This is a genomic window from Chryseobacterium sp. Leaf201 (assembly GCF_001421435.1).
In the GTDB taxonomy this organism is placed as follows: Bacteria; Bacteroidota; Bacteroidia; order Flavobacteriales; family Weeksellaceae; genus Chryseobacterium.
Map to the genome: position 1 here is coordinate 85,382 of NZ_LMKA01000090.1, position 25,915 is coordinate 111,296.

Annotated in this window: 27 protein-coding genes; 8 read left to right on the plus strand and 19 right to left on the minus strand. The window is 39.6% G+C overall.

Annotation, left to right across the window (positions count from 1 at the left end; translation table 11 throughout):
* Window positions 1-47 precede the first annotated feature (47 nt).
* The gene (locus tag ASE55_RS13920) at window positions 48-1,103 is read right to left on the minus strand and encodes an NAD(P)-dependent alcohol dehydrogenase (RefSeq protein ID WP_082474558.1); all 1,056 of its coding nucleotides are present in this window, start codon (window positions 1,101-1,103) and stop codon (window positions 48-50) included.
* A gap of 158 nt (window positions 1,104-1,261) precedes the next feature.
* Between ASE55_RS13920 and ASE55_RS13925 the strand changes: the two genes are divergently transcribed.
* Together ASE55_RS13925 and ASE55_RS13930 are read left to right on the plus strand one after the other, a co-directional pair.
* On the plus strand, window positions 1,262-2,167 hold the full coding sequence (locus ASE55_RS13925; RefSeq protein WP_410493034.1) for a helix-turn-helix domain-containing protein: 906 nt from the start codon (window positions 1,262-1,264) through the stop codon (window positions 2,165-2,167).
* An 88-nt stretch (window positions 2,168-2,255) separates the two neighbouring features.
* Window positions 2,256-3,584: a carboxylesterase family protein gene (locus tag ASE55_RS13930; RefSeq protein WP_056220748.1), complete on the plus strand. Its 1,329-nt coding sequence runs from the start codon at window positions 2,256-2,258 to the stop codon at window positions 3,582-3,584.
* A 99-nt stretch (window positions 3,585-3,683) separates the two neighbouring features.
* Here ASE55_RS13930 and ASE55_RS13935 read toward each other — a convergent pair whose 3' ends face one another.
* The 5 genes from ASE55_RS13935 to lpxK all read right to left on the minus strand — a co-directional run bounded on the left by ASE55_RS13935 (window position 3,684) and on the right by lpxK (window position 8,956).
* Window positions 3,684-5,156 carry an alpha-amylase gene (locus ASE55_RS13935; RefSeq protein WP_056220751.1) on the minus strand — a complete coding sequence of 491 codons (1,473 nt, stop codon included), beginning with the start codon at window positions 5,154-5,156 and terminating at the stop codon, window positions 3,684-3,686.
* 45 nt (window positions 5,157-5,201) lie between these two features.
* The gene (gene dinB / locus ASE55_RS13940) at window positions 5,202-6,296 is read right to left on the minus strand and encodes a DNA polymerase IV (RefSeq protein WP_056220754.1); all 1,095 of its coding nucleotides are present in this window, start codon (window positions 6,294-6,296) and stop codon (window positions 5,202-5,204) included.
* 217 nt (window positions 6,297-6,513) lie between these two features.
* On the minus strand, window positions 6,514-7,029 hold the full coding sequence (locus ASE55_RS13945; protein ID WP_056220756.1) for a TlpA family protein disulfide reductase: 516 nt from the start codon (window positions 7,027-7,029) through the stop codon (window positions 6,514-6,516).
* A gap of 93 nt (window positions 7,030-7,122) precedes the next feature.
* Entirely contained in the window at window positions 7,123-7,947 is an 825-nt protein-coding gene (locus ASE55_RS13950; RefSeq protein WP_056220759.1) for a purine-nucleoside phosphorylase, read from the minus strand.
* Complete coding sequence (gene lpxK, locus ASE55_RS13955; RefSeq protein ID WP_056220762.1) at window positions 7,931-8,956, minus strand: tetraacyldisaccharide 4'-kinase; 1,026 nt, start codon at window positions 8,954-8,956, stop codon at window positions 7,931-7,933. Before lpxK ends, ASE55_RS13950 begins: the two co-directional genes overlap by 17 nt.
* Before the next feature lie 126 nt (window positions 8,957-9,082).
* Between lpxK and truA the strand changes: the two genes are divergently transcribed.
* The 3 genes from truA to ASE55_RS13970 all read left to right on the plus strand — a co-directional run bounded on the left by truA (window position 9,083) and on the right by ASE55_RS13970 (window position 12,397).
* The gene (gene truA / locus ASE55_RS13960) at window positions 9,083-9,814 is read left to right on the plus strand and encodes a tRNA pseudouridine(38-40) synthase TruA (RefSeq protein ID WP_056220839.1); all 732 of its coding nucleotides are present in this window, start codon (window positions 9,083-9,085) and stop codon (window positions 9,812-9,814) included.
* Window positions 9,815-10,069: 255 nt separating this feature from the next.
* Entirely contained in the window at window positions 10,070-11,827 is a 1,758-nt protein-coding gene (locus ASE55_RS13965; RefSeq protein ID WP_056220765.1) for an ABC transporter ATP-binding protein, read from the plus strand.
* 357 nt (window positions 11,828-12,184) lie between these two features.
* Window positions 12,185-12,397: a hypothetical protein gene (locus ASE55_RS13970; protein WP_056220768.1), complete on the plus strand. Its 213-nt coding sequence runs from the start codon at window positions 12,185-12,187 to the stop codon at window positions 12,395-12,397.
* 63 nt (window positions 12,398-12,460) lie between these two features.
* On the opposite strand, the gene ASE55_RS13975 is transcribed toward ASE55_RS13970, so the two are convergent.
* The gene (locus ASE55_RS13975; protein WP_056220771.1) at window positions 12,461-13,210 is read right to left on the minus strand and encodes a DUF3575 domain-containing protein; all 750 of its coding nucleotides are present in this window, start codon (window positions 13,208-13,210) and stop codon (window positions 12,461-12,463) included.
* 195 nt (window positions 13,211-13,405) lie between these two features.
* Here ASE55_RS13975 and ASE55_RS13980 point away from each other — a divergent pair, with 195 nt between their 5' ends.
* Window positions 13,406-15,490: an outer membrane beta-barrel protein gene (locus ASE55_RS13980; RefSeq protein ID WP_056220774.1), complete on the plus strand. Its 2,085-nt coding sequence runs from the start codon at window positions 13,406-13,408 to the stop codon at window positions 15,488-15,490.
* Window positions 15,491-15,519: 29 nt separating this feature from the next.
* Here ASE55_RS13980 and ASE55_RS20160 read toward each other — a convergent pair whose 3' ends face one another.
* The 3 genes from ASE55_RS20160 to ASE55_RS14000 form a co-directional block, all read right to left on the minus strand.
* A complete protein-coding gene (locus ASE55_RS20160; protein WP_128414579.1) occupies window positions 15,520-15,912 on the minus strand; it encodes a hypothetical protein in 393 nt (130 codons plus the stop codon).
* A gap of 357 nt (window positions 15,913-16,269) precedes the next feature.
* On the minus strand, window positions 16,270-17,274 hold the full coding sequence (locus tag ASE55_RS13990) for a T9SS type A sorting domain-containing protein (RefSeq protein ID WP_056220778.1): 1,005 nt from the start codon (window positions 17,272-17,274) through the stop codon (window positions 16,270-16,272).
* 328 nt (window positions 17,275-17,602) lie between these two features.
* Entirely contained in the window at window positions 17,603-17,827 is a 225-nt protein-coding gene (locus tag ASE55_RS14000; protein ID WP_056220784.1) for a SymE family type I addiction module toxin, read from the minus strand.
* Window positions 17,828-17,969: 142 nt separating this feature from the next.
* Here ASE55_RS14000 and ASE55_RS14005 point away from each other — a divergent pair, with 142 nt between their 5' ends.
* Window positions 17,970-18,179: a helix-turn-helix transcriptional regulator gene (locus tag ASE55_RS14005; RefSeq protein ID WP_056220787.1), complete on the plus strand. Its 210-nt coding sequence runs from the start codon at window positions 17,970-17,972 to the stop codon at window positions 18,177-18,179.
* Window positions 18,180-18,406: 227 nt separating this feature from the next.
* On the opposite strand, the gene ASE55_RS14010 is transcribed toward ASE55_RS14005, so the two are convergent.
* The 9 genes from ASE55_RS14010 to ASE55_RS20785 form a co-directional block, all read right to left on the minus strand.
* Complete coding sequence (locus tag ASE55_RS14010) at window positions 18,407-19,012, minus strand: SMI1/KNR4 family protein (protein WP_056220790.1); 606 nt, start codon at window positions 19,010-19,012, stop codon at window positions 18,407-18,409.
* A gap of 41 nt (window positions 19,013-19,053) precedes the next feature.
* On the minus strand, window positions 19,054-19,644 hold the full coding sequence (locus ASE55_RS14015; protein WP_056220793.1) for a hypothetical protein: 591 nt from the start codon (window positions 19,642-19,644) through the stop codon (window positions 19,054-19,056).
* A 108-nt stretch (window positions 19,645-19,752) separates the two neighbouring features.
* Window positions 19,753-20,253, minus strand: a complete 501-nt coding sequence (locus tag ASE55_RS14020) for a DUF2004 domain-containing protein (protein WP_056220796.1) — start codon at window positions 20,251-20,253, stop codon at window positions 19,753-19,755.
* A gap of 6 nt (window positions 20,254-20,259) precedes the next feature.
* Window positions 20,260-20,910, minus strand: coding sequence for a suppressor of fused domain protein (locus ASE55_RS14025; protein WP_056220799.1), 651 nt, complete (start codon window positions 20,908-20,910; stop codon window positions 20,260-20,262).
* A 127-nt stretch (window positions 20,911-21,037) separates the two neighbouring features.
* A complete protein-coding gene (locus ASE55_RS14030) occupies window positions 21,038-21,742 on the minus strand; it encodes a hypothetical protein (RefSeq protein WP_056220802.1) in 705 nt (234 codons plus the stop codon).
* Between the two features lie 365 nt (window positions 21,743-22,107).
* A complete protein-coding gene (locus ASE55_RS14035) occupies window positions 22,108-22,566 on the minus strand; it encodes a hypothetical protein (protein WP_128414580.1) in 459 nt (152 codons plus the stop codon).
* A gap of 68 nt (window positions 22,567-22,634) precedes the next feature.
* The gene (locus tag ASE55_RS14040; protein ID WP_128414581.1) at window positions 22,635-23,096 is read right to left on the minus strand and encodes a hypothetical protein; all 462 of its coding nucleotides are present in this window, start codon (window positions 23,094-23,096) and stop codon (window positions 22,635-22,637) included.
* Between the two features lie 7 nt (window positions 23,097-23,103).
* Entirely contained in the window at window positions 23,104-24,798 is a 1,695-nt protein-coding gene (locus ASE55_RS14045) for a hypothetical protein (protein WP_056220811.1), read from the minus strand.
* A 373-nt stretch (window positions 24,799-25,171) separates the two neighbouring features.
* Window positions 25,172-25,375: a SymE family type I addiction module toxin gene (locus ASE55_RS20785; RefSeq protein WP_317041558.1), complete on the minus strand. Its 204-nt coding sequence runs from the start codon at window positions 25,373-25,375 to the stop codon at window positions 25,172-25,174.
* Between the two features lie 88 nt (window positions 25,376-25,463).
* On the opposite strand from ASE55_RS20785, the gene ASE55_RS14055 reads away from it, so the two are divergent.
* A complete protein-coding gene (locus ASE55_RS14055; RefSeq protein ID WP_056220815.1) occupies window positions 25,464-25,682 on the plus strand; it encodes a helix-turn-helix domain-containing protein in 219 nt (72 codons plus the stop codon).
* Window positions 25,683-25,915 lie beyond the last annotated feature (233 nt).

The window sequence follows — 25,915 nt, forward strand, 5'->3', positions numbered from 1 at the left end:
AAAAAAATACTCTTCAGGACGAAGAGTATTTTTCTACAAGCAACTTTTTATAAAGACTTCATGTCAACCACGAAGCGGTATTTCACATCGCTTTTCAGCATTCTTTCATAGGCATGGTTAATTTCATCCATTTTGATCACCTCAATATCAGAAACAATATTATGCTGTCCGCAGAAATCAAGCATTTCCTGAGTTTCAGCAATCCCTCCGATCAGGGAACCTGCCACAGAACGGCGCTGGAAAATCATCGGTACAGTACTTGGCTTAACTTCTTCGAACTGGCCTACAAATCCTACCAGAACCAAGGTTCCGTCTAAAGCAACAGTCTGCATGTAAGGATTGATATCATGCTCATAAGGAACCGTATCAATAATAACATCAAATTTACCGGTCACCGATTTCATCTGGGATTCATCGGTAGAGATTATCACATGGTCGGCTCCCAGTTTTTTGGCATCTTCAGTTTTTCCCGGTGTCCTGGAGAATAAAGTCACTTCAGCACCTAAGCCTTTGGCGAGTTTGATTGCCATGTGCCCCAGGCCGCCTAAACCTACTACGGCAACTTTGGAATCCGGGCCAACGTTCCAGTGTCTTAACGGAGACCAGGTGGTAATCCCTGCACACAGAAGAGGCGCAACGGCAGCAAGGTCAAGGTTTTCAGGAACGCTCAGCACAAAATGCTCATCAACCACTACCTTCTGGGAATAGCCTCCGAATGTCTGTCCGCCAAGATGCTTATCCTTCCCGTTGTAGGTTCCTGTAAATCCGTTCTGGCAGTACTGCTCCAGATCCTGTTTGCAACTGTCACACTGTCCGCAGGAATCTACCATACAGCCCACCGCAGCCAGGTCCCCGATTTTAAATTTGGAAACTTTGCTTCCTACATTGGTAATCCGGCCTACGATTTCATGTCCCGGAACCACAGGATACATAGATCCGCCCCAGTCGTTTCTCGCTGTGTGAAGATCCGAATGGCAGACTCCGCAATATAGGATCTCAATCTCTATGTCTTTAGGGGTCACTTCTCTTCTTTCAATGGTCATTGCCTCCAAATCTGCTGTTTTGGATTCTGTTCCGTAAGCTTTTACTGTAAATGCGCTCATTTTTTTATTTAATTTAGTTGATATTTTCTTTGATTACAAAAATCGATAGTTTACTATTAGCAATACTTATACAAATTACGGAAAGATGTACCAATTTTACCGACATTTATAAATCTCCGGCCGGAAAACGGTAATTTTGAACAGCAGCAAAAGTATAGATGATGGTACAGAACAATATTGAAATCATAAACAGTATTTCCGAATACAATAAAATGGTGAATCATGAAACGCTCCACCCGCTGGTGAGTATTGTTGATTTTTCAAAATCAGATCCTATCTGCCAGTTCAGCAGGGTCTTCGGGTTTTATTGTGTCTTTTTAAAAGATGTCATGTGCGGTGATATGTATTACGGCAAAAACAGCTATGATTACCAGGAAGGGACATTGGTTTTTGTTGCGCCTGATCAGGTGTATGGGATTAACAATGAAGGTACTTATATCCAGCCTGCAGGATTTGCCCTGCTGTTTCATCCGGATCTGATCAAAGGAACGGACTTCGGTAAAAAAATCAGGGAATACAGTTTTTTTTCCTATGAAGTGCATGAGGCGCTGCATCTTTCCGAAAGAGAAAGAGAAATTATTTTAGACAGCTTTAACAATATAAAATTCGAACTGGAACAGACGATTGACAAGCACAGCAAATCCCTCATCATCAATAATATTGAGCTGTTCCTGAACTACTGTATGCGTTTTTATGACCGTCAGTTTATTACAAGGGACCATGTGAACCGGGGATATATCGGAAAATTCAATCAATTACTGGATGAATACCTGAAATCTGATAAGCCGAAGAGTATAGGCCTCCCGATGGTCAATTATTTTGCAGAACAGCTCAATTTTTCAGCTAATTATTTCGGGGATTTAATAAAAAAGGAACTTGGGATTTCGGCACAGGAATTTATTCATAATAAACTGATTGATGTAGCGAAAGACCGTATTTTCAACCATACAAAATCAATCAGCGAGATTTCCTATGATCTGGGATTTAAATATCCGCAGCATTTTGCCAGGCTGTTCAAAAGCAAGACCGGCGTGTCTCCCAGTGAATATAAATTGTTAAACTAAAACTTTACCGTTAAAATATCCGTGTATTCATTGTGTTGAAAATCAAAAAACATTAAATTTAATTGATAAATGAATTTGATTTCCCTGCATGGCCACAATACAAAACAATACAGCACATATCTTTCACACATCTTTCGGAGAAATTCCGGCATTAAAAGAAAACGGTGTCATCAGAGCTAAAAGCATCCGCTATGCACGTTCTGAAAGATTCGGGAAGCCCGTTCCTTTACAGTCGGTCGAGTCAGGAGGAATTACAGATAAGACGCCTGTGTGCCCACAGCATATCAGCCCGCTTCTGGACAGGCTGATCCAGAAAACTGAAGTGGAGCAGTTTGTGCCCGATGAATCTACACAGTTCCTGACCATAACCCGCCCTGACCATGTTAATGAACATGAAGAACTGCCTGTCATCGTCTGGATCCACGGCGGCTCATATGAAATCGGATGCGGCGATCTTCCGACTTCCGATCCTTCGGTCTGGGTGAAAGAACAGAACATTATCGTAGTCTCGGTGTCTTACCGGCTGGGGCTGTTCGGGTTTCTGGGCGGTGATGAAACCAGGCCGGCCAACCTCGGACTGTTTGATATCATGGAAGCTTTACGGTGGATCCGGAAAAATATCCGGAGTTTTGCAGGAAATCCTGGGAACATTACACTTTTCGGGCAGTCTTCCGGAGGTGATGCCATTGCCCATCTGATGATTTCCGAAGGTATTGACAACCTGTTCCAGCGTGCGATTATTCACAGTGCGCCATTGGGATTCAGGATTAAAAGACAGAAAATGTCCCACGAATTTTTCCTGAAAACACAGAGTCTGAAAGATGAACCAGATCCTCTGAAAATGGTGGAAGACTATGGTGACTTTTTACCTTCTTTCAGGAAATACGGCTTGAAAACATCAATGCCGTTCTGTACCCAGTACGGCTATCCTCCGTTATGCAGGGAAGAAGAAAGTCTGGAAAAATGGAGAGAAAATGCCCGGAAATACGATGTTTTAATGGGCTCCAACCATGACGAAACCGCATTTTATGTGAAAACGGCGCAGCAGGGAATTTATACCTATTTAAATAAGAAAATCCTCAACAGCATTGTACGCTCCACCACAAAATCCATCTATGAAAAACCGGCTCGGATTTTCTCGGAAAATTATGAAAAAGGGGGAGGGAATATTTATCTTTTTAAAATTCATTCAAAGGTAAAGAATAATAATATCGGAGCTTCACACTGTGTAGACCTGCCACTGATCTTTGCCAATGAATCTGCATGGAAAGACTCAGAACTTTTAAAAGGTGTTCCGTGGGAATATATTTTTGAAAACGGTAAAAAGCTCCGCGCACTGTGGGCCGAATTTGCAAGGACCGGAAAGATTTCAGATCAGTCTGAAAGGCCGGAAATTCTTGAGCTCCGAAAAGTTTAGTTTAAATTATTAAAAAATTAGTTTGTCACGCCGGGAATCGAATCTGTTTATTGATTTCGGAGTGACAAACTAACTATAAGGTGTTATTCTGTAATGGGCTTACTCAGCAATCCATACGCTGACATTTCCTGCCGGAACAGGGAAGGTTCCCCATCCGTTTTCGTCAATGGTAACTTTATTTTCAGTTCTTCCCAACAGATCATAGAATACTTTTCCGATGTATCTTTCACCCATTTCCATAGGTTTTTCATACGCATCTTTGTTACTCAGTACCACAGCACAACCGGAATGTTCTTCGTCTCCTTCACGAACCCATCCCAGGCAGTTGGCGTCTTCAAAAAAGTCTCTCTGCTCACCGTATGCATGATATTTACGGGCTTTCAGCAGTTCTTCAATTCCATCCACTTTATCCAGGAATATTTCCTGGTCATTGCCTTCTCTGTCTTTATCTACATAATGGGCGCCGTACAGGTCAGGATAAAACACGCACGGGTAACCGTCCTGTCGCAATAAAATCATAGCATAGGCCAATGGTTTGAACCATGTTTCTACAGGGGCTTCAAGATCCTGAAGAGGCTGCGTATCATGATTGTCTACCAGTGTTACCGAGTGCAGCGGATCTTCTTTTGTCAGAGTTTCATCAAAAATCCTTCTCAGATCATAGGTGTTTCCTTCAACGGATGCATTATGGAAATTATGATGCAGAGAGCTGTCAAAAAGGCTCATGCACCCTTCGGTAAACGCAATGTATTTCTGAAGCAGAGGCAGGCGTCCCGGAGCCCAGTATTCCCCTACGGCAAAAATATTCTTACCGGTATTGGAGCGAAGCATGGTCAGCCACTCTTTGTAAAACTCATAAGAAATATGTTTTACCGCATCAAGCCTTACCCCGTCAAAATCCGTCTGGTCAAAATACCATTTCGCCCAATGGTTGAGTTCTTCGCGGACGTGGGGATTCCTGTGTTCGATATCATTGAACATCAGGTAATCATAATTCCCTTTTTCGTCATCAATCATTTCTTCCCAGCCATCGCCGTATTCAGATTTGATTTTATAAATATGTGAATCCATGCCTTCCGCATAGTCTACACCGCTGAAACAGGTAAAATTCCACTCAAAATCAGAATATTTTTTATTCCTTCCCGGAAAGTTAAACTTTGTATACGATTGGATATCAAATTCATCAGAGATAATTTTGTCCCTGTCTTCCTCATCTACTTTTACGACTTTGAATGTTTCCAGCTCATCGCCGCCGCCCTTATGGTTGAGGACAATATCTACAATTATTTTGATATTACGTTCTTTAAGCGCTTTAATAGCGTTGAGGTAATCTTCCTTTGTTCCGTATTTTGTGGCTACAGTATCTTTCTGGTCAAATTCCCCGAGGTCAAAAAGGTCATAAGTGTCATATCCTACAGAATGTTTGCCTCCGGCCGCTTTGTAAGCGGGTGGAAACCATACGGATGTAATTCCAAGCTCTTCTAAATAATCGGCTTCTTTTTCTGCCTGCTTCCACAGTATTCCACCTTCTTCTATGTACCAGTGGAAGTACTGAATCATCGTTTCATTCATAAATTGTAAAATTGGTTTCCACAGTATAAAGAAAAAATCAGACCATCAATCTTCAAATTCGGTAAACGGGATTTTTAACTGTACGGAAACCAGCTTTTTTTCTTCCGTATTAAGATGGGAGAGGGACAGGCCCAGCAGGCGGACAGGCTTATCAAAAGGACGGAGTTCCCAGAGTTTTTTTCCGGTATTGAAATAGTGCTCAGGAGAAGAAAAATAAGTTTCCCGGGTAATGCTCCGGGTAAAAAGCGAAAAGTCTTTGTATTTGATTTTTAATGTCAACGACCTTCCCTGGATGTTGTTTTTCTGCAGGCGCGTATGAAGCTCCTCACTTAAGCTCTGCAGTTTTTCATTGATCTGCTGTTCATCAAAAAGATCTTCCAGAAAGGTACGTTCTACGGCCACGCTCTTCTGGATGCGGTGAGGTTTCACTTCGGACGTATGGATGCCGCGGACCACATTGTAATAATACGCTCCCGATTTCCCGAATATCCTTGTAAGGTCTTCCACCGATCTTTTCTTCAGGTCCTTACCTTTATAAATGCCTAGGCTGAACATTTTATTGGCCGTTACTTTTCCCACACCGTAAAATTTTTCAACAGGCAGCTCTTCAAGGAAGCCTTCCAGTTTATCGGGATGGATGGTTTTCTGCCCGTTGGGTTTATTGATATCGGAGGCTACTTTGGCTAAAAACTTATTGACGGAGATCCCTGCCGAAGCCGTCAGACCGGTCTGCTCAAAAATTTTCTGGCGGATTTCCCTCGCGATCTGGTTGGCAGATTCTATTCCTTTTTTATTTTCTGTAACATCAAGATATGCTTCATCTAAAGACAGGGGTTCCACCAGATCTGTGTATTCATAAAATATTTCACGGATCTGCCTGGAGATTTCTTTGTACCGAGGAAAGCGGGGAGATACGAAAATCAGGTCCGGGCATTTTTGTTTTGCGGTTTTACTGGGCATCGCAGAACGGACCCCGAATTTCCGGGCTTCATAGCTGGCTGCGGCTACCACACCACGGTGCTGCCCGCCTACAGCAATCGCTTTTCCCTTTAACGAAGGATCATCATGCTGCTCTACGGAAGCATAAAATGCATCCATATCCACATGAATAATTTTGCGTACCGGAAAAGGAGAATCCATACCGCAAAGATATGGATTCCTATATTTTAAATTTTCTTTTGCCTTCAAACAAAAGAAACAAAAATTCAAGACCTGGAAACTCCGGCTAAAAATAAATTCTCTTCTCTAATAATTCTAAAAACCCACGCAAATCAAAAGTTGTTCTTTATTCAACATGCAGGCTATGCTCAGACAGTAGAATCTTTTTAACGTCTCTATTTCCTATGTCGTGGTTATGCTATTTTAAAAGCTGATCAATCGCAGCCTGGATTTCCGGGTCTTCCGGAGAAATGGCGTAGTATTTTGCAATGGCGGATTTCTGATCGATCACCATGTATCTTGGAATCCAGTTCAGGTCAACATAGTTATTGAAATCATTTTTCCAGCCTGTGGCAAACCAGTAATTTTCTTTATCCTTCATTTCAAACCGTTCCAGGTTTTTGTCGAAACCTTCTTTTGAGCGGTCCAGGGAAAGGAATACAAAATCAATATTCTTATTGTGTTCTTCCAGTTCTTTAGCTTTCGGGAGGGCTTTAAGGCAGTCTCTGCACCAGCCGGCCCAGAAATCAATCACCACCACTTTTCCTTTATGCTGATCCAGAATCTGTTGGATGGATATGCTTTTCCCTTCTTCATCTTCCAGTTTCTGGTTCAGGGCTTCTTCAGAAAAGCCTGTTTTCAGGACTTTTGGTGCCTGCTGCGAACAGCCCAACCCAAAAATTCCCATCATTAAAAGTAACAGTAACTTTTTCATTTTTTCAGTTTCATTTTATGCAAATCTAAACAATGAAATGCAATTGAAGACTGAATTCAGGTGAATTAGTAAAATTGATCATATCGAAGATTTCTATGAAAGAGGCTGATACGTTTTTAACAGACCTTTCACCACCGTAATCACATTCGGCATCGCTTTGTTGGCGGCATTCAGCACTTCTTCATGGGAGACGGAAAACGCAATGTCCGGCCCGCCCAGATCGGTAATCACTGAAATGCAGAAAACATCCATTGCCATATGCCTGGCTACGATTACTTCAGGAACCGTACTCATCCCGACCATATCGCCGCCGATGGCTTTGATCATTCCGTATTCTGCAGGGGTTTCAAAAGTCGGGCCCTGTAAAGCCACGTAAATTCCCTGATGGATTTTAATATTATTTTCAGCAGCTACCTGTTCGGCTGCCGAAATCATCTTTCTGTTGTAAGGTTCACTCATATCGACAAATCGTGGGCCGAAATCATCAATATTCCTGCCCCTTAGCGGATGTTCCGGCATCATGTTGATGTGGTCTTTTACAATTGCAATATCGGCAATACGGTAATCAGGATTTACGCCGCCTGAAGCGTTGGAAAGAATAAGGTTCTTAATGCCCAGCAAATGAAAGACCCTGATCGGAAAAACAACGGTTTCCATCGAATGGCCTTCATAATAGTGAAAGCGGCCGCTCATCATCAGTACCTTTTTACCTTCCAGCATTCCGTAAATCAGTTTTCCGCTGTGGCCGGTAACAGTGGTCTGCGGGAAATTGGGAATATCGCTGTATTCCAGGGTATGGATAGCTTCCACCTCATCCTGCAGCTTGCCGAGCCCGGAACCCAGAACAACGGCAAAATCAGGAGTATCCTTAATAATGCTTTCAATAAATCCGGCGGTCTCTTTAATTTTTTCTAACATAATCCAGGATAATTTGGTTGAACTCTTCCTTTTTGTCGATGATTACATTGATCGGCCAGTAATAAACCAGATCCCTGAGGTAATCGAAGCTTTTCAGCCGGACGTAGTCTTTTTCGGTGGTTAGGATTAATTTATATTCTCCCAACTTTTTATATTCCGCAATAATCTCCTTGATATCGGCATCAGAAAAATTATGATGGTCCCTGAACTTCAAATGCTTCACCCTTTGTGAAAACTTGGCAAGATGGGCCAGCAGGGGTTTTGGATTGGCAATTCCCGTAATCAGAAGAATATCATAATAATTGAGGTTGTTGTCAGGAAGCATCTTCTCTTTTCCGTATACATTTTCGTCATAACCGATGGAAGAGAAGAACACCTTTTGGCTGCGTCCCGGCCGGATTCTCGAAATATAATATTGCTTGGTTTCTTCTGTAAGTTCATCAGGGCATTTGCTTACCATGATGATATCTGCGCGCTTTACGCCCGTCCGGGATTCCCTGAGGTCGCCGGCCGGCAGAAGATGGTCTTTAAAATAAGGATCATTGAAATCCGTCATCATAATATTGAATCCGGGACTGATGGCCCTGTGCTGCATGGCATCATCAAGCACCAGTACATCCAGATCCATATCTTCAATTACTTTTTTAGCTCCCGGAACCCTTTCTTCTGAAACGGCAATCACAAAACGGTTTTTAAAACGCTCAAAAAGCTGCATGGCTTCATCGCCCACAGTTTTGTAGTTGCTTTCATAGTTAGTAACCGCATAGCCTTTTGTCAGCCTCCCGTATCCTCTGGAAAGCACCCCCGTTTTGTAATGTTTGGCTAAAAACTGGGCCAGGTACATCACCATCGGGGATTTTCCGCTGCCGCCCACAGAAAGATTCCCGACGCAGATGATCGGGGTCCTGAATGATGTTGATTTAAAAATTCTCAGGTCATACAGGGTATTCCGGATACCCGTTACCATGTGATAACCCAAAGAAAAAGGATAGAGATACCATCTTTTCATACCTTACAAAAATAAGAATTTTCACAGGGATTTGGGGCGTTATGGTAGCTGATTTTGTATAATTATTTAAAAAATTATGTGCATGATGAGGATTAATTGGATATTTTTGTGCCTTATTATACGGCATTGAGATATTGTATTGAATTTTCCTACAACGGTAAAAATTATTTCGGCTACCAGGTACAGCCGGATGCAGTTTCCGTGCAGGAAGAACTGGAGAAAGCACTTTCCACGATTCTGAGGGAAGAAATCAAAACCACAGGCGCAGGAAGAACCGACACCGGTGTACATGCAAAAAAGATGTTTGCCCATTTTGATAGTGTAACAGCACCGGATGAAGCCCTTTCCCGGAAGCTGAACAGCTTTCTTCCTCCTGATATTTCAGTGAAGAGAATCTTTAAGGTAAAAGATGATTTCCATGCCCGTTTTGATGCGACGTACAGGACCTATGAATATTATATTTCACTGGACAAAAACCCTTTTACCCAGGAATCTGCATGGCAGCACTGGAAAAGAGGTCTTGACCTGGATAAAATGAACGAAGCCTGTAAGATTTTATTTGAATATAAAGATTTTACAAGTTTCGCCAAGCTGAAAACCGATAACAAGACCAATATCTGTAAAATTTACAAAGCAGAATGGGAACAGCAGGGAAGCGAACTTAAATTCACGGTATCAGCCAACCGTTTCTTACGCAATATGGTAAGGGCCATTGTGGGGACTATGGTTGAAATCGGTCTTGAAAAAATAAAACCGGAAGATTTACGTAAAGTCATTGAAGACAAGCACCGGAATTCCGCAGGGACTTCTGCACCGGCGCACGGCCTGTTCCTGGTGGATGTAGGCTATGAGTTCTGATTATTCATCAGGTTTGGTAGAATCTAATTAAGAACCGTTAAACAATTTAACATTAACTGCGAAGGATACAAAGCTATCCGGACAGCATAACTTTTTGGAAAAAGAAATTTATGTTATGCCTAAAAACCATCTATACTGTAAATAACGGCAATCTGTATTTTTCTATGAGGAATTAACCCCGTTGTAAAGGCTGGCAATTTATAAAGTCTTATTTTTGCAAAGCATTTTATTTTAATTCTTTCTTCAATTCATACAATGAAACAACAAGATACCTGGGGAATTGTAAAAAGGCTGTTCTTTATCGGGATGAAATTCCGGTCCTGGTTCATCCTTACACTGATTATCTCCATTATACTGGCCATGGTTTCTACCTACAGGCCGTACCTTACCATGGAAGTGGTGGATAATGATATCACCAAGCTTCAGGATAAGGCCCTCATGATGAAGCACATCTACATCTTAGTAGGGCTGGTGTTTGCCGAAACCGTTTTAAACTTCTTTCTGGTATATTTTTCCAATTATATTTCACAGAATGTAATCCGGGATATCAGGCAGCGCCTCTACAACAAGCTGATCTATTTTAAAACTTCATTCTTCGATAAAACGCCGATCGGGCAGCTGGTTACGCGGGCTGTCGGGGATGTGGAAACCATTGCCACAGTATATACAGACGGTTTCCTGATGGTATTCGGGGATGTGCTGAGGATTGCTTTTGTACTGGTGATGATGTTCAATACGAATGTTCACTTAAGTTATATCACACTGGCTATTTTGCCTTTGATGGTCCTGATTACAAGGTTCTTCCAGAAAAGGCTTAAAAAAGCTTTCGGGGATGAAAGGAACTGGACGTCCAACCAGAACTCATTTGTTCAGGAACGGCTTGCGGGAATGCCGATTATCCAGGTGTTCAACAGGCAGGAATCTGAATTCAAAAAGTTTGATGATATCAATATTACGCTAAAAGACGCATTGCTGAGAACGGTTTTCATCTTTTCCCTGTTCTTTCCGGTTGTGGAACTGATTTCTTCTCTGTTTATCGGGTTTATTCTTTTCTACGGCGGCTATATTACCATCAGTGCAGGGGTAGTGATTGCATTCATCCAGTACATTTCAATGCTGATCCGTCCTTTGAGGCAGATTGCAGACCGTTTCAATAATATCCAGAGAGGAATTGTAGGAGCGGAGCGGGTATTGGGCCTGATGGATGAAGAAAATTCAATGCCGAATACCGGTACTGTTCAGAAGGACCATTTTGACGGGAAAATAGAATTTAAGAAGGTGCATTTTGCTTATGATGAAAAACAGGAAGTCCTGAAAGGGATTGATTTTAAAGTAAATCCGGGAGAAACAGTTGCCATCGTGGGCGCTACAGGAGCCGGAAAATCAACGATTATAAGCCTGATCACCAGATTGTATGATATCAATTCCGGAAATATCCTGATTGATGATGTAGACCTGAAAGACTATGAATTATATTGTCTGAGAAGCCATATCGGAGTAGTGCTGCAGGATGTATTCCTTTTCCACGGAAGTATTTTTGAAAATCTGGCATTCGGGGATGAAAGCATTACCCTGGAACACATAAAAGCCGGGGCAAAGGAAATTGAAGTGGATGAGTTTATTGAAAGCCTTCCCGGAGGATATGATTATGTGGTAAGTGAACGGGGATCTTCCATTTCTCTCGGGCAGAGACAACTGCTGTCTTTCCTGAGGGCATATTTATCTGATCCTAAAATTTTAATCCTGGATGAAGCTACATCTTCTATCGACCACGAAAGCGAGAAGCTGATCCAGCGGGCCACGGAAAAAATTACCCAGAACCGGACATCGATTATCATTGCCCACCGTCTTTCAACCATTGAAAAAGCAGATAAAATTATTGTAATGGAGCATGGTAAGATTGTGGAAGAAGGAAAGCATCTTGAACTTCTGGATAAAAACGGCTATTATGCAACGCTTTATAAAGCCCAGCTGAGGCATGAAGTGGAATTGGACGCTGAAGAAAGAAAATAATTTCTGATACCCTAAATATAAAAAGCAGTCTGAAAATTTTCAGGCTGCTTTTTTTTATTAAAGCGTCAATTTAAAAGAAATTACAATGTCATGGAAAACGTCTGTATAAAGGCGTTTTTCTTTTTAAACAGCCTGTTATTCCTTATCCGGTGAGTATTTTAACAATTTTAAATAGTAAAAAACATTAATATGAATGAATAATTTGCATGGAATTTGTAGTCAATATTAATTAAATGTTAACAAACTGTTATATTTGTATGAATAAATTCATTACCTTTATGGTAAAATCATACAATACAGACAGAATTTGGTAAGATGTTTGATGTTGATTATATTAATTAAAATCCAAAAATATAGATGAAGAATATACAAGATGAATTTCAGGTTTTTAAAGACGAACTCAGAAAGTTGAATATTGAAGTACAGGATGTGGTAAAAGTAGGAAATGGAAGCATGGATTTCCATGAAGTATTCTACAAGTCGCCAAGGTACGAAGATGTGAAGAGCGTATATGTTCAGAGGCATAATCTGGACAACATTATTGCAAAATTTAAGCAAGCCTATCATTAAAAATAGAAAGCGCGGCTCAGATTTCTGAGCCGCGCGTTTTTTATAGATGTTCAGGTAAATTTTTTAAAATCGATACCCTAAAGACAGTCCGCTTCTGAAGCCGATCCACGGGCCGTCAATCATCACCCGGGCTCCGCTGGCATTGGTTTCCACTGTATAATTAACATACGGAACATCCAGGTTTTCTATCTCGCGTTTCAGCTGCGCCTGCATATCGGGAGTCAGCACTACATCACTGGTCATGGTGAAATCACCTTTTCCGGCTCCGTAATGGGCTCCGGCAATCCACAGGTCAAGCACTAAATTCCGGCTGCTGGTTAAGAAAAACTGTACGCCGACCATCACCCCGCCACTGTTTCCGTTTGTTGTTCCGTTGCCTTTCAGCGGGATTTGGAAAGTTGTTCCGCTGAACGTATAATCGTAATAGAAATCAAAGGTATTGGATGTTATTTTGGAATACCGGTAATAAGGCGCAATATAGAAACCTCTTCCGTAACCTGCACCTAGGTAAAAACGCGGTTCAATAGTAAAGTTAAAGGATTTTATTTCAAGGTTCTGAAACCTACGCTCATCTTCATCCTTTAAAAAAGAATTGATAAACGGGACTTTTCCTTCCGGCATGGCACCGAATCCCATATTCAGGGAAAACCACTCAGTGAAAGCCCTTTCGTAGGAAAGATTGATATTCCTGAAGGCATAAGCCGTAACATTCGTTTTGATGATGTTCATTTTTTCCGATGGGGGATCTGCTGATTCCTGCGCATTAACGGCAGAAAAAATAAAACACGGAATGAGAATAAAGTATTTTTTCATAAGGTCATATTTTTGTCTTGTGTATTTTGGTAGCAGCAAAAAACGGGCAAAAGAAACGACAAATACACACCAAGGTGAAAAAATAAATTTCTGTTAACAGACTGTTTATCATTAAACAGAAATTTTTAAATTCAAAACTGATGTAATAAACAGAGTGTATCACCTGTCATTATTGGTAGGATTCAATTTGTAAAAATGAAAAAAACGATATGTTCTGTCCTTTTCCTTTGTGGAATATTGGTGTTCTCACAGGAAAATGTAAAGAATGATACCATTGAAAAAACCGGGACGGCAGAGATTCAGGAAGTTATTTTAAAAGCACAGCGGAAAAAACAATTTGCAGACAGAGCGGTCTATACTTTCGATAAGGAAGCATTGGAAAAAGCCCGTTTTGCAAGGGATTTGCTGCAGACCTTGCCGGAACTGCAGATTGATCCGGTCGGCAACACATTGAAAAGCACAAAAGGCGGAACAACACTGTTTTTAATCAACGGGATTGAAGCCACGGATATGCAGATGCGCAGCGTTGCGCCTTCTGAAGTGATAAAAGTGGAATATTACGATATTCCTCCGGCGAGATGGGCCACAAGAGCGGATGTTGTGGTAAACCTGATTACGCGTTCTTCAGAGACGGGTTATGTTTTTGGTTCCGATGTAAGTGCTGCCCTGAACACAGGCTTTGTAAACGGAACAGCATATGCCAGTTTTACCAAAGGGAAAAATAACCTCGGACTGGAATATTCGATTAATTTAAGAGATTATAATAACAGGAAAGTACACAGTATCTATAATTATCAGCTGGAAGGCAGCCATTACCGGACAGATGAAAACAAGACAGACCATTTCGGGTACACTTCCCAGAATATTGCATTGCGGTACACCAGGATGGTTCCGGACCATTACGCTTTTCAGGCGAAAATGGATATGGATATCTTTACGAGTTTTATCAAAGGAAACGGACGGAGTATTTTTACAAAAGATAACCTGACCGAAGAACATGCCATGCTGAAAAACGGATCTTCCGGTTACACGACACCGACTTTAGATTTATATTTTTCTAAAAATATGGGTACAAAGGATGAATTCAGCATCAATATCGTCGGCTCAAGCTTTAAAACCAATACAGCAGAACTGGCCAAAGAATGGGTAATTTCTTCAGGAGCTCCTGTTTTTGATAATGACATGAACCTTGAAACCATGCAGACCGGAATTGTGGGGGAGCTTGCGCATACGCATACTTTTGAAGCCGGGAAACTGGCTTCGGGATACAGGGTTTCCAATACCAATATCTCGAATGACCTTCAGAATCTGGCCGGTTTTTCAGCGTACAGCGTCAATTATCTGGAGCAGTATTTTTACAGTGAATTTTCAGGAAAGATCAGGAAATTCAGCTACAGAATCGGAGCAGGTCTCACGAACATCCATAATAAAAGTGCCGAAAATACTTTTGACCAATGGTCTTTTACGCCAAAATTAATCCTGGGTTATCAGCTGAAGGACAATCAGAGTCTCCGTTTAACGAGCAGCTACCGTCCGGTAAGTCCGTGGAGTGCAGCATTAAGCAGTAATATTGTACAGATGGCTCCGAATGTCGTGCAGAAAGGAAACCCGTTTTTAAAATCCCAGCAGATATTTGCCAATAATTTCATTTATTCATTCAACAATAAATATTTTGATTTTAATGCCAATGTATTTTACAGATACACGGACCGGACCATCAATCAGTATTATGTTTCGGATGAAAACTTCGGGTACGCCCTGACGTATGAAAATGCTAAAAATTCACAGCAGCTCGGGGTGCAGCTGTCAGGTTCCTACAAGCCTTTCGGGAACAGCCTTCTGGTCGCTAAACTTAATCTGACACCAGCCACCGAAACCATCAGAACAAGCAGCGGCGCTTTGATTAAGAATAATTACCTGGCGAATAATCTTGTCCTGTCATCGGAATATAAATCGTTCAGCCTGCAGTATCAGCTGAATATTCCGGTGTACACCCTGAACGGCGCTTTTTTAACCACCAATGAAAACCAGAACCATGTTTTTGCCAGTTATAAAAAGAAAGAATGGACTTTAACGGCCGGGATGTACTGGATCGGGATGCCTTCAGAATACAAGACCAAAAGCTTACCGGAAAGCCTGGTAGATTACAGCCGTGTGAACCGGATCATGAATAACAGATCTATGTTTGTCTTAGGTTTCAGCTATGATTTCTCAAAAGGCAAAAAAACGGATCTCCAGAAGAAACTGAATAATTCGACGGCGCCGGCTGCAACATTTTAAAATTCAATGCCGTTAAATAAAAAATCCGCTCAGAAAAATTTCCGGGCGGATTTACCTTTTAATCTGATATTTACTTTTACGACTAAAAGAATTATCACTAAAAGAAAAATACTTCCGAGTAGTAAAATAATTATTTTCAAATTTTTATTTTCAGATTCTAAGATATTTATTTTTAAATTTAAATCATTAATAATATGATCCGGAGAATTTTCAATCAGACTCTTCACTTTTACATATTCACTTTCATTGTTTTTTATTTCTGATTCTCGTTTGAAATTTTCGCTTAATTTATCAAGCTGCTTTAACTCATCTGAACTAAATATGTCCAGTTCTGCTGTTGAAAAACAGATGTCAGAATAAATAAAACCTGTATCAGAATCAATATATCCGAAAATCAGAAATTTGCCTTTTCTGTTAAACATGTAATCACATGACTGGATCTGAGATGATAATAAAGTGGCTTCGTCCTGATAAAAACCGCTAAATTCACCAGATTTAAAAACTTTTTCAATCTTTATACTGCTTATAAAATTCTGCAGCGTTTTAAATCCCGAAGGTGTTTGCTTTATAGAATAAATATTGCCGGTAAAAACAATATCTGCATTTTCAAATGACTTTTCAAGGCTTAAAGTTTCACATTTACATGCAAAAATAGAAACAGACAAAAACAAATAAAATAAAAGTGAAAGTTTTGACATGTGGCTTTTAAACAAAAGTCGTAAAAAAATCCGCTCAGAAGAAATTCCGGGCAGATTTATGATTAAGATTAAATATAAATTTTATTTTTTGATAAATTTGGAAGCTTCCGGCTTCTGGTCTTTCCCTGAAACTTCAATGAAATAAGAGGAAGGCGGAAGGTCAGACACCTGCACTTTTCCGGATTTCAGATCAGAAGTTTTGATCAGTTTTCCGTCCAGGCTGTAAATTTTTGCCGTTGAATAATTTCCTGTCTCGCCTTTAAATTCGATAAAATCCTGAGCCGGATTCGGGTAAATTTTCAGGCCCTGCTTTTTAACTGCAAGATCCCCGGTTGATAATAACGCTGCACTGAGTGCCTGTGCTCCATCGGTTGTCTGGTTATTGATGCCTGCAAAAGGAACATTAACTACCGTCTGGATCGTTGTGAGTAAAGGAAATTTCCTGGTGCTGCTGTAATAAGAGTAAGATGTATTGATAATGGTGCCTATCGGAAATACAAAATTTGTATCATTCGGTAAGTGAAGGTTGAAATTCTGAACGGATTTTACCCGCAACACATTGGTAAAAGTGGATGATCCCAGAATAAGGGTTCCTGAAGCATTAGGATTGATCGTGATGGATCCCTTGCAAAGCCCGCTTGCTGCAGTTGACGAAAATGTTCCCTGTGCCTGGTCTGTTTCTGTAACAGTGGTGTATTGGGTAGGGTAGCTGATAAAAGTGCCGTTGTTTACAGATAAATTCAGCGTAGCATCAGATGTTACCAGGCCGGTGATTTCCAGCTTGGAGGCTGTCTGTTTGTAAAATACGGTATTCCCGCTGCCGGTCATCTTCAGGGTAGAATTCGGGAAAGTGGAGATTTCGCTTGCCGTAGGCGTGGAATATACGGTTGAGGATGCTCCTCCGAATATCAGAGAACCGTTCTGAAAAGTAGTGTTCTGTCCGGTAGCAGAGTTATCCGGGGTTCCTGTTACGCCCAAGTAGCTTACGCTTTCTCCGGTCACAGGGTCATTAAAAGCTTTGGTAATGGTGGTTTGTGCTGATACCATACCGGATGCAGCGATTAAAAACAGTAAAGTTTTTCTCATAAAAATTTTTGTTTAAAGATAGAGAAAAGCTGCTGTGGTACCGAATTATATTTTCAGTTTGTCAATAATTGCTGTGGTTGCCGTAAAATATTGGAATTCAGATATGAACATGATCCTGAAATAAGGTATAATATTACCTTGCAGAGTGGAGTTAAGCAAGTTTATATGATCCGGCTTGCGGCTTATAGAATGCAACCCGAGGTTTTCATTTACTGTTTTCTCCATCTTCTTGTGGATTAAACTAAATTTTAAATACATAAAATGAATCGTTTAATAGAGCTCCGGAACTTACAAACATAATTAATCAATAAATCCAGATACTGATAATTCAGTTACCCTTTTTTTGTTGATCAAGAGTAATGGTTATTTTATTTTTTCTCTGTTGCACTTTAATGGTCTGTCCGTGCTCAAAGCCGATATCCTTCAGCCATTTACCGCATAGCCGTATTTCAGGAAGTATGTTAGGGCGCCAGGAATTAACACAATCAGCATATTTTCCATATACTTTTAGATGCCGGTCTTTCTTATGCTGAAATTTTTTTTCTTGTTCCATAATTATAATTAATTGATTCAAAAATATAATTAATTATATTTAAATGCAATATATAACGCATGAAATTATAATTATTGTTGTTTGTGCATGATTTTCAAGTCTTTAGAATTTTACGATATTTGCAGGAGAAGTTAATAATTACGTGTCGAAAGTAAATTTAAATAGAATAAAATCTGTCTTAGCTGAAAAAAACAAAACCAGTAAGGATCTAGCCAGCCATTTAGGGAAAACCGAATCAACCATTTCGCGTTGGTGTACCAATGAAGTCCAACCTTCTGTTGAAACGCTTTATGAAATATCTAAATTTCTGAAAGTGGATATCCGGGAGTTGTTGGTGTCAACAGGTAATTGATAAATATTATCAACTGACAATCAAAAGTTATTTTGTTAATGATCAGAAATAAGTAAAGATAGAATTGAGTAAGCGTATTGTCTTGCTGCGTGAGGAAAAGGGCTGGAGCCAATCCTATATTGTCCATGCCTGCAATAAAGAGGGTCAAGCCATTGAAAAATGGAAATGGAAAAATGAATCCTATGCTTTTTCATGAAGGAAAGTAAAGAGGGGAGTAGCCATTGTTTCTATTCAAGCACATCTTCATTGATAAAGTCATACTCTTTATCCATCAGCATCTGTAAATAATCTTCAAAGCTGTCTGCAATAACGCTGAACTCATCCGGGTCATGCAGAAACCTTACAATCTGGCCCTTTGTTCCTTTTTCAGACGGACTGAAATCGATGAACAGCTGTGAGGTTCCGCCATTGTTCGCACAGTCTGAAAAGTGAAGCCACTTCAGGTCTTTTGCGGTATCGGTAATTTTTTCGTCAATCTCCACTTCTTCATATTCCCGCTCAATATAATCCGAATAATATTTAACGGCTATATCATGGTTTTCAATCATTTGTGCGGATGACAGAAGGTAATAAGGATATTCTTCCATATCGGAGCCGAGCATATAAAAAGCAATTTCTTCACCTTCATATTCCCGCCAGTAGGTTCCGTCCACATCGTTCAGCAGGCTTACCAGCGCATCCGGAATATCCGGAAATATCCCGGTGAGTTTTTCAATATTCTCTTTTGCTGCTCCGTGTTTGATCTTTTCAAAGTGATCCCAGGATTCCTGTGCCTGGTTTTCGTAATAGGCTTTTTTTAGTCCTGTTTTATATTGCTGTGCTGTTGGATTCATATTTTTATTTTTAAAATTAAAGATTTCCCGTTATAATAATTCTACATTTCTTTTTGAAAACTGAAACCGTGAGACTGCAGGTATTCATCCAGCTCAATCTCAAAAGGAATGTTAAATCCGTTATCCAGATCATACAGCCCGCCTCCGGCATCCGAAGATTCTAAAAATCCGAGTGTTTTGGAGCGGGTCTGTTCTTTTGCTTTTTTCCAGCATTTCGTCAGGAAATCAATTTCCAGTCCGGACTGGTTTTCCCAGTAATTGGAGAGGTCCGGCAGGTCATTTTCATCAGCATGCGCCGCATAATTGATGTTGTTGTCATCCAGAACTTTTTTGCACATTTCCTGAACATCAATAGAGGTATAATCTTCAAACCCATGTTCTTTTAGATGCAGTTCTGCCATCATAACTGTTTTGTCCGGGGAATAATACTCATAATTCGGGAGGGCAAATAAAAAGCTTAACGGACTGGCAGCATAATAATACAGGCTGATCACCTCAATTTTCCGGTCATCTTCCCGAAACTGGTATTTGGAACTTAACACATCGGTCAGGAAATTGGTAACTGTAGTTTCCCTCGGAAGGAGGAATGTCTCTCTGAATGCTTCATCAATTTTTGCTTCTAGGTTCTTCATGCCTTATTCACTTTTTTACAGTTATAAAAATAAAAAAACCATTCTGGAAAACAGAATGATTCTTAAGTTATCTTTCAAATTAATAAAGCCTGCTATTGGAGTTTTATTCTAACTTTCCATTGTCATATAATCCAGTTGCCCGTTTTCATCTGTATTTATGACAACCAAGTAATTGGTTAAATCTTCTCCAATTGAATAATCTAAAATGGCAAAATTATCTTCACTGTCGGGATAAAGTCCTATTCTTACCAATTCTATTTTTTTCAAAAGCTGTTGTTCCGGGCCAAGTGTCGGGTCATCAAAGTTGATCAGTGCTGAAAGTTCATCTTTCTCAACTTCTTCAAGATGATGTTCTATATAAAATTTTACAGTATCTCCCTCTTCATCATTATAGTCGTCTGATAGGTATGTTTTATTCAGTTCATTAAACTTGTCAATATTTTCCAGATAGCTTTTTACTTTATCCAACTGAAAGGTTTCGGTATTTTTGTTTTCAAAATTAAGATCGATCTGAATTTCATGGCCATTAAAGTCTATACTAACACTATAATATTCTTCCAGATTCTTTGTTGATAATTTACCGAAATAAGGTAATGTGTATTCTTTCATATAATCTTATTTACATACATTTTTCCTTCCTACTTTTATTATTTCTTCAATACCAAATTTGTCAAATAATTCAAGCAGATCCATGGCACCGTTCTTTTTCTTGAATTCGAGTTCTTCTTTATAGAGCGGAATCATGGTATAGATATCAATTGTATTCTCATCCGCCAGTTCAATACAAGTAAATTCTTCCGATAATTCCATAGAATGAGCCAGCATAATTGAGTTAAACCCGATCTCTTCTGCAAATTCCTTATCATCTTCAAATCCGTAAGTATGGCCAAAACCAAACCAGGTTTTATTTATATGCGGAGACATCATGATCTCCTTCATCAGCCTGATCGGCCAGTAATTTTTCTCATCACTGAAGGATTCATATTCCAAATTCCATTCTTTAGGCAGTAAAATTACGAGTTCAGCGAACTGAGAGGAGTCTGTATCCTCAGGAACCGACATCGGCAAAGCACTCATCCCACAGCTTAAAAGAATATGATAAGGCCTGTTATCATTTGCTTTGATAAAAAAAATATCCCTGTGGATGATTTCAGATTTAATTTCGTCAAATACAACAATGTCCTCGTTCTCGTCAAAGAACTGATCAAGATGATCATCAATAATCTCAACGCTGTTGGGAACATTGTTTTTTGCTGATGGATCCATTTGTTTTCAATATTTATGTTATTAATAAAAGTTGGGAATAATCTTCTGAAATTACATTTGTGAGATGATTTTCCCTGTATTGACGAGGCATGAGTACAACCCCCGCACCGGCGGGCCAGCATTATAATTATTTAAAGTCACTTTCGTTGATCTTTTTGTTATAATATACATCAACAATTTTAATGGCCTGATTGCCATCTTCAGATACAAATGTATCTTTAGTCTCATAAATTAAGTCCCCGAATTTTTTATAATCATCATAGAGCGTAACTGAGAAAGAATCTTTTTCAGGATTTTTAACGACTTCGGATTTTACCAAAAGATTTGATGTCTTATCATAATATAAATAGGTCACTTTTCCATTGCTTAGGGTAGCTTGAATTTTATCGCAGTTTTTGTTATTGGCTTTTTCTTCTCCAATATATTCTAATGTATAAAGCGTAGGATCAATATAGTCCAAGGAATTTATAATGTGACGGCGGTAATTTTTGTCTTTGAACTCTTCCTGATCAGCAACTTTTTTTTGCCCGTTAACCACATTATATCCCGTTTTTCCATCATAAAAAGATTTATAAACAATTCTTCCCTGGTATTCAATTTCAAAACTTCCCTTATTGGGAGCCATTTCTTTGGTAATCCAGAAAACATTTCTGCCATCCATTACGGTTTCTGATTTAGTGTATAATGTTTTGATATTTTCTAACACCTGTTTTCCGCCCTGAGCCTGAATTGATTTTTCGATAATTTCTACAGATTTGCTTGTTTGAGCATTTTGTGCAGTTAGAGATGCTGTTGAAAGAAAAATGGCAGCGATCGTAGTGGTAAATTTCATTTTTGTTATTAATTTTTATTGAGTTATATCACAGAAGAGTATGGACTAATGCAGGCTTTCAAAAATTTGAGTCAAAGAAAGATGGAGCAAAACCGATATTTTCTATAGCGCAAACTTAACCAAAAATTTGAAGTGGAAGAATGGCAAAAGCAAAAAATAGGAGCAAACTTTTCAGTTTTGTCTATAATTCTTTCAGGTTCTCGTCCACGCGCGCTCCTGAAGTCACAGTTGTGGGGTTTTGAGATCGGTCCTTCTTGTAGTGATGAGGCACGAGCGTGACGCTCGTGCCGGCGGGGAATAATCATTTGAAAGTTATAAATTTTCCTGTAAACCCATATGCGTTTTTATAATTTTTTCCCACTGACTTAATAACAGTTTCCTCCACAATCTGTAGCATTCTGGCTGTCTTCAGAAGTGACGGTATAGGTTTCCACCTCCTTATCATTATATACAGGATTAAAAATGTTCCTTGGCTGATTGAAGCACTGATTGGTTTCCGTGCATTCCTGATAGATCACTCTTTTTGTATTGTCAAAAACTACTTCTATGTGGGTAATACTTCCAACCGCCGTTTTATTAAATAACCCGGTCATGGTAAATCCGGCAGCCCCGGAAGGTGTGTATGTGTACTTTTTGGTAAAAGTCTGGCTGTTGGGTAAAGTTATTGAGTTTTCCAGTTCCTTATTACCGTTTACATAAGGGATCAGCCTCACATTTTTACCTGATGTGTTTAAAATATTGTAGGTATATTCAATACTTTCCCCTTGGTCTGTCCCGCATTGGATCATTAAGAACCCGAGACTTAATAATAATAGTGATTTCATAATAATTTAACCAGGAATTATAATCCAAAAAAAAGAAACCACCTTATTAAAAGGCGGTTTCAATGTACTTAATAACAGTTTCCTCCACAGTCTGTAGCATTCTGGCTGTCTTCAGAAGTGATGGTATAGGTTTCTACTTCCTTATCATTATATACAGGATTAAAAATGTTCCTCGGCTGGTTAAAGCACTGATTGGTTTCTGTGCATTCCTGATAGATTACTCTTTTTGTATTGTTAAAAACTACTTCTACCTGGGTTAAATGACCGGAAGAAGGCGTTACAAAAAAGCTTGACATCAGTAAACCGTCATTGTAAGGAGGCTTAACTTCTTTTTTCAGATTTATGATACCGTCTTTGGCAAGGGAAACCTTTAAGCTGTAATTAGCCTGCCCGTTAAAATAAGGAACTAAATCAATCTTAGAGCCTGAGTTATTTTTAATGCTGTAATCAAAATATTTTGTTTCTTCCTGATCTGTTCCGCATTGGATCATTAACAATCCGGCAGTTATTAGTATGGATAGTAATTTCATAATAAATTTAATCTTGCCAGTTAGCAAATAAATCGTCAACAAAAGGTCTTGTAGGTTTGTTAGGATACATTGCCTTAACCCTGTCCCTGTAATCGTTCCAGTATCTTGAACCGGATAAAGCATTTTCCAGCTCCTTAATGGTATATCCGTTTACCTGATCAACAGGATAGGCAGATCCGTATGTCCTTCTTTGGTCAACCATGTCCGTCATATCATAAATTCCGGATGTATAATGATTGGATGCAGCAATTGTTCTGTTTTGATAATTAACTATTTGGAATGTGGAATATACTGAATAATTAGAAATGTTATATCTTACCCTGTATCTTTCCAGTGTCATTAAAATTTCAACAGCTACCGGCCAGCTTTCCAGCAATCTGCGGTTCCTGTTTTTAACCTGTGAATCACCGGAAAGGAAAGAGTCTCTTACAATATTATCATAGGAAAAACGATCTTTAACAGAATGCAGGGCGTGGCTTAGCTCATGTATTGTAGTTCCGTAAACCTGATCCGAAGTGCTGCCATAATTTTTTATATGTATCTGGGCAGATAAGCCAAATGAAATTTCGCTGCGTATATGGGAATATGATGACGGAGGTCCGGAATTGCTCAGTCTGCCTGCTATTTTAATCTGTGACTGCCTTCCGAAATTGTAGAAATGATTATTCATCGGAGGGGAAATAAGACCAAAACGGTATCCGTAATAAAAATCATGGGCCGCCTGGTGTATGAGTGCATGGTATTCATCCTTGCCGCCATTTAAATTTATGCTCCAGGACTGCTTCTTTACATTCGGGCCATGGGTTTCTGCCTGGAAAAAAGAACCGTCTCTTACGCTGTAATGGTATCTTTCCCACTGGATTACGTATCTTGCTTTTCCACGTACGGAAGAAGTTGAAAAGTTTCCGTTGCCATCTGTAATTCCCTGAGCAACAGTAAACCACTGTCTCATCAGTACCTGTGCCCCGGTTACCGGCCTGCTTCCCGCGATATCGTCCTGAACCCTTATATTCCCGCTCGGATACCATTTGCTCCCGAAAATCCATCTTGCTTCCGGCGTTGCATTGTCTGTTAACAGATCCTGCTCATTCCCGGTCTGCTCATAGGCGGAAAATAAAAGATTGTTGAAAAGGTCTGTCTTGTTTTCAACCCTGTCTGTTACCTGATATTCTTCATTATCTTTAATATCAGAAAAATAAGGATCCTGCTCCGGAATGTAGAGCTCGCTTAAAACTTCATGTTTTACTGCAGGGAGTGTTTTTCCTACGGGCACTGCCGTGTAATATACGGGGATAGAATCTTTATCCGGGCTTCTGTTTGCCAGGTATTCCTCTTTATATTCGGCATCCATCCTGTAATCGAAATAATGCATGGTAGAATCACTTTTCAGTAAGCTTACCTGTTCTTCATTTTCAGGGCTGAATTTAAGGTAAAGGTGCGTGGTCTGGACATTGAATTTCCCAAAGCTGTATTTCGGGTTATTGTATTTTACTCTCTGAAGGGCCTTGGCCATATTTTCAGTAGAATACGGGTTTTCCAGGATCAGAGAATCCCCGGAAAATTCACGAGCGGATAAAGAACTGTTCTTTTCCGCTTTAAAAGCTTCTTCGTTCTGAATCTCTGATAATTCGTCTTTACACGATAATTGGAAGAGAAAAAGTCCTGCATAAAGGACACATAGAAATAACTGTTTCAGTTTCATCTTAGTTTTTTTGGTTTTCTTGTTATTAATTTTGATGCGCTAAAGATACCACAAAAACTGAATGATGAAAGTTAAATGTAAATTAATTTCCTTATGCATTCACAAAGCCTTCTATCAGGCTGTTTCGTATCATCGTAGACCTCCGGAAATTACCAACACCCCTGTTTGTAATCAAATGACGCCTCCGGAAGTTCCCTGCAGGTTGTTTGAGACCACGGGAGAACTCCGGAAGTTACAAAAACCCTTGTTTGTAATCAAATGATTCCTCCGGAAGTTCCCTGCAAGTTGTTTCAGACCACCGGAGGGCTCCGGAAGTTAAAAACACCCCCGTTTTGAATAAATGATTAACAAATTAGATATTGATTAATATCAACTAATCTTTTTTATGCTGATCTTTATCAATAGTTATTGTAAGCTTATTTTTCTTTTGCTCTATGTTCACCATCTGTCCCTTTTTGAAACCCAGTTTATCAAGCCATTTTCCTGTGAGCCGTATCTCAGGAACTGTTATCATTTTGTAAGTACTCGTTTGATATCTCGTATGGATTTTAAGTCTTCTTGAATTTATCATTGTCATATAATTATATGACAATGATAGAATAAATTTTTAAGCTGTCAATCTTTTATATGACAAAATTGTCAACAAATTAGCTGACATTTGACTCATGACCAGAGATAAGTTAAAGATAGAATTAGGTAAGCATATTGTCATGCTGCGTGAGCAAAAGGGCTGGAGCCAGTCTGATCTTGCCCGTGCGTGTAATAAAGACCGTCAGGCCATTGAAAAACTAGAGAACGGGAAAGTGAATCCTACGCTTTATACTCTGCTTGAACTGGCCAATGCTTTGGAAATTTCTTTGCCGAAACTGGTGGATTTGTCTTGATATGTTATTTCTCACGGATTACAAATCCGCGAGATCAGATATCTTCTTAATTAAGACACAAGCTTGACGGTCGCGCTATCAGATTAATATTATTTTCTTCTGAGTTTCCTATAAAATGTATCCCATGACTCTAGTTTTATTGGTAAATTAAAATTTGTTTCAAAGTTGTGTCTTTTATAACTTTCCTCTAAATCATTTTGTGTTCTGCCGCCAATAATTATATTATGAATATT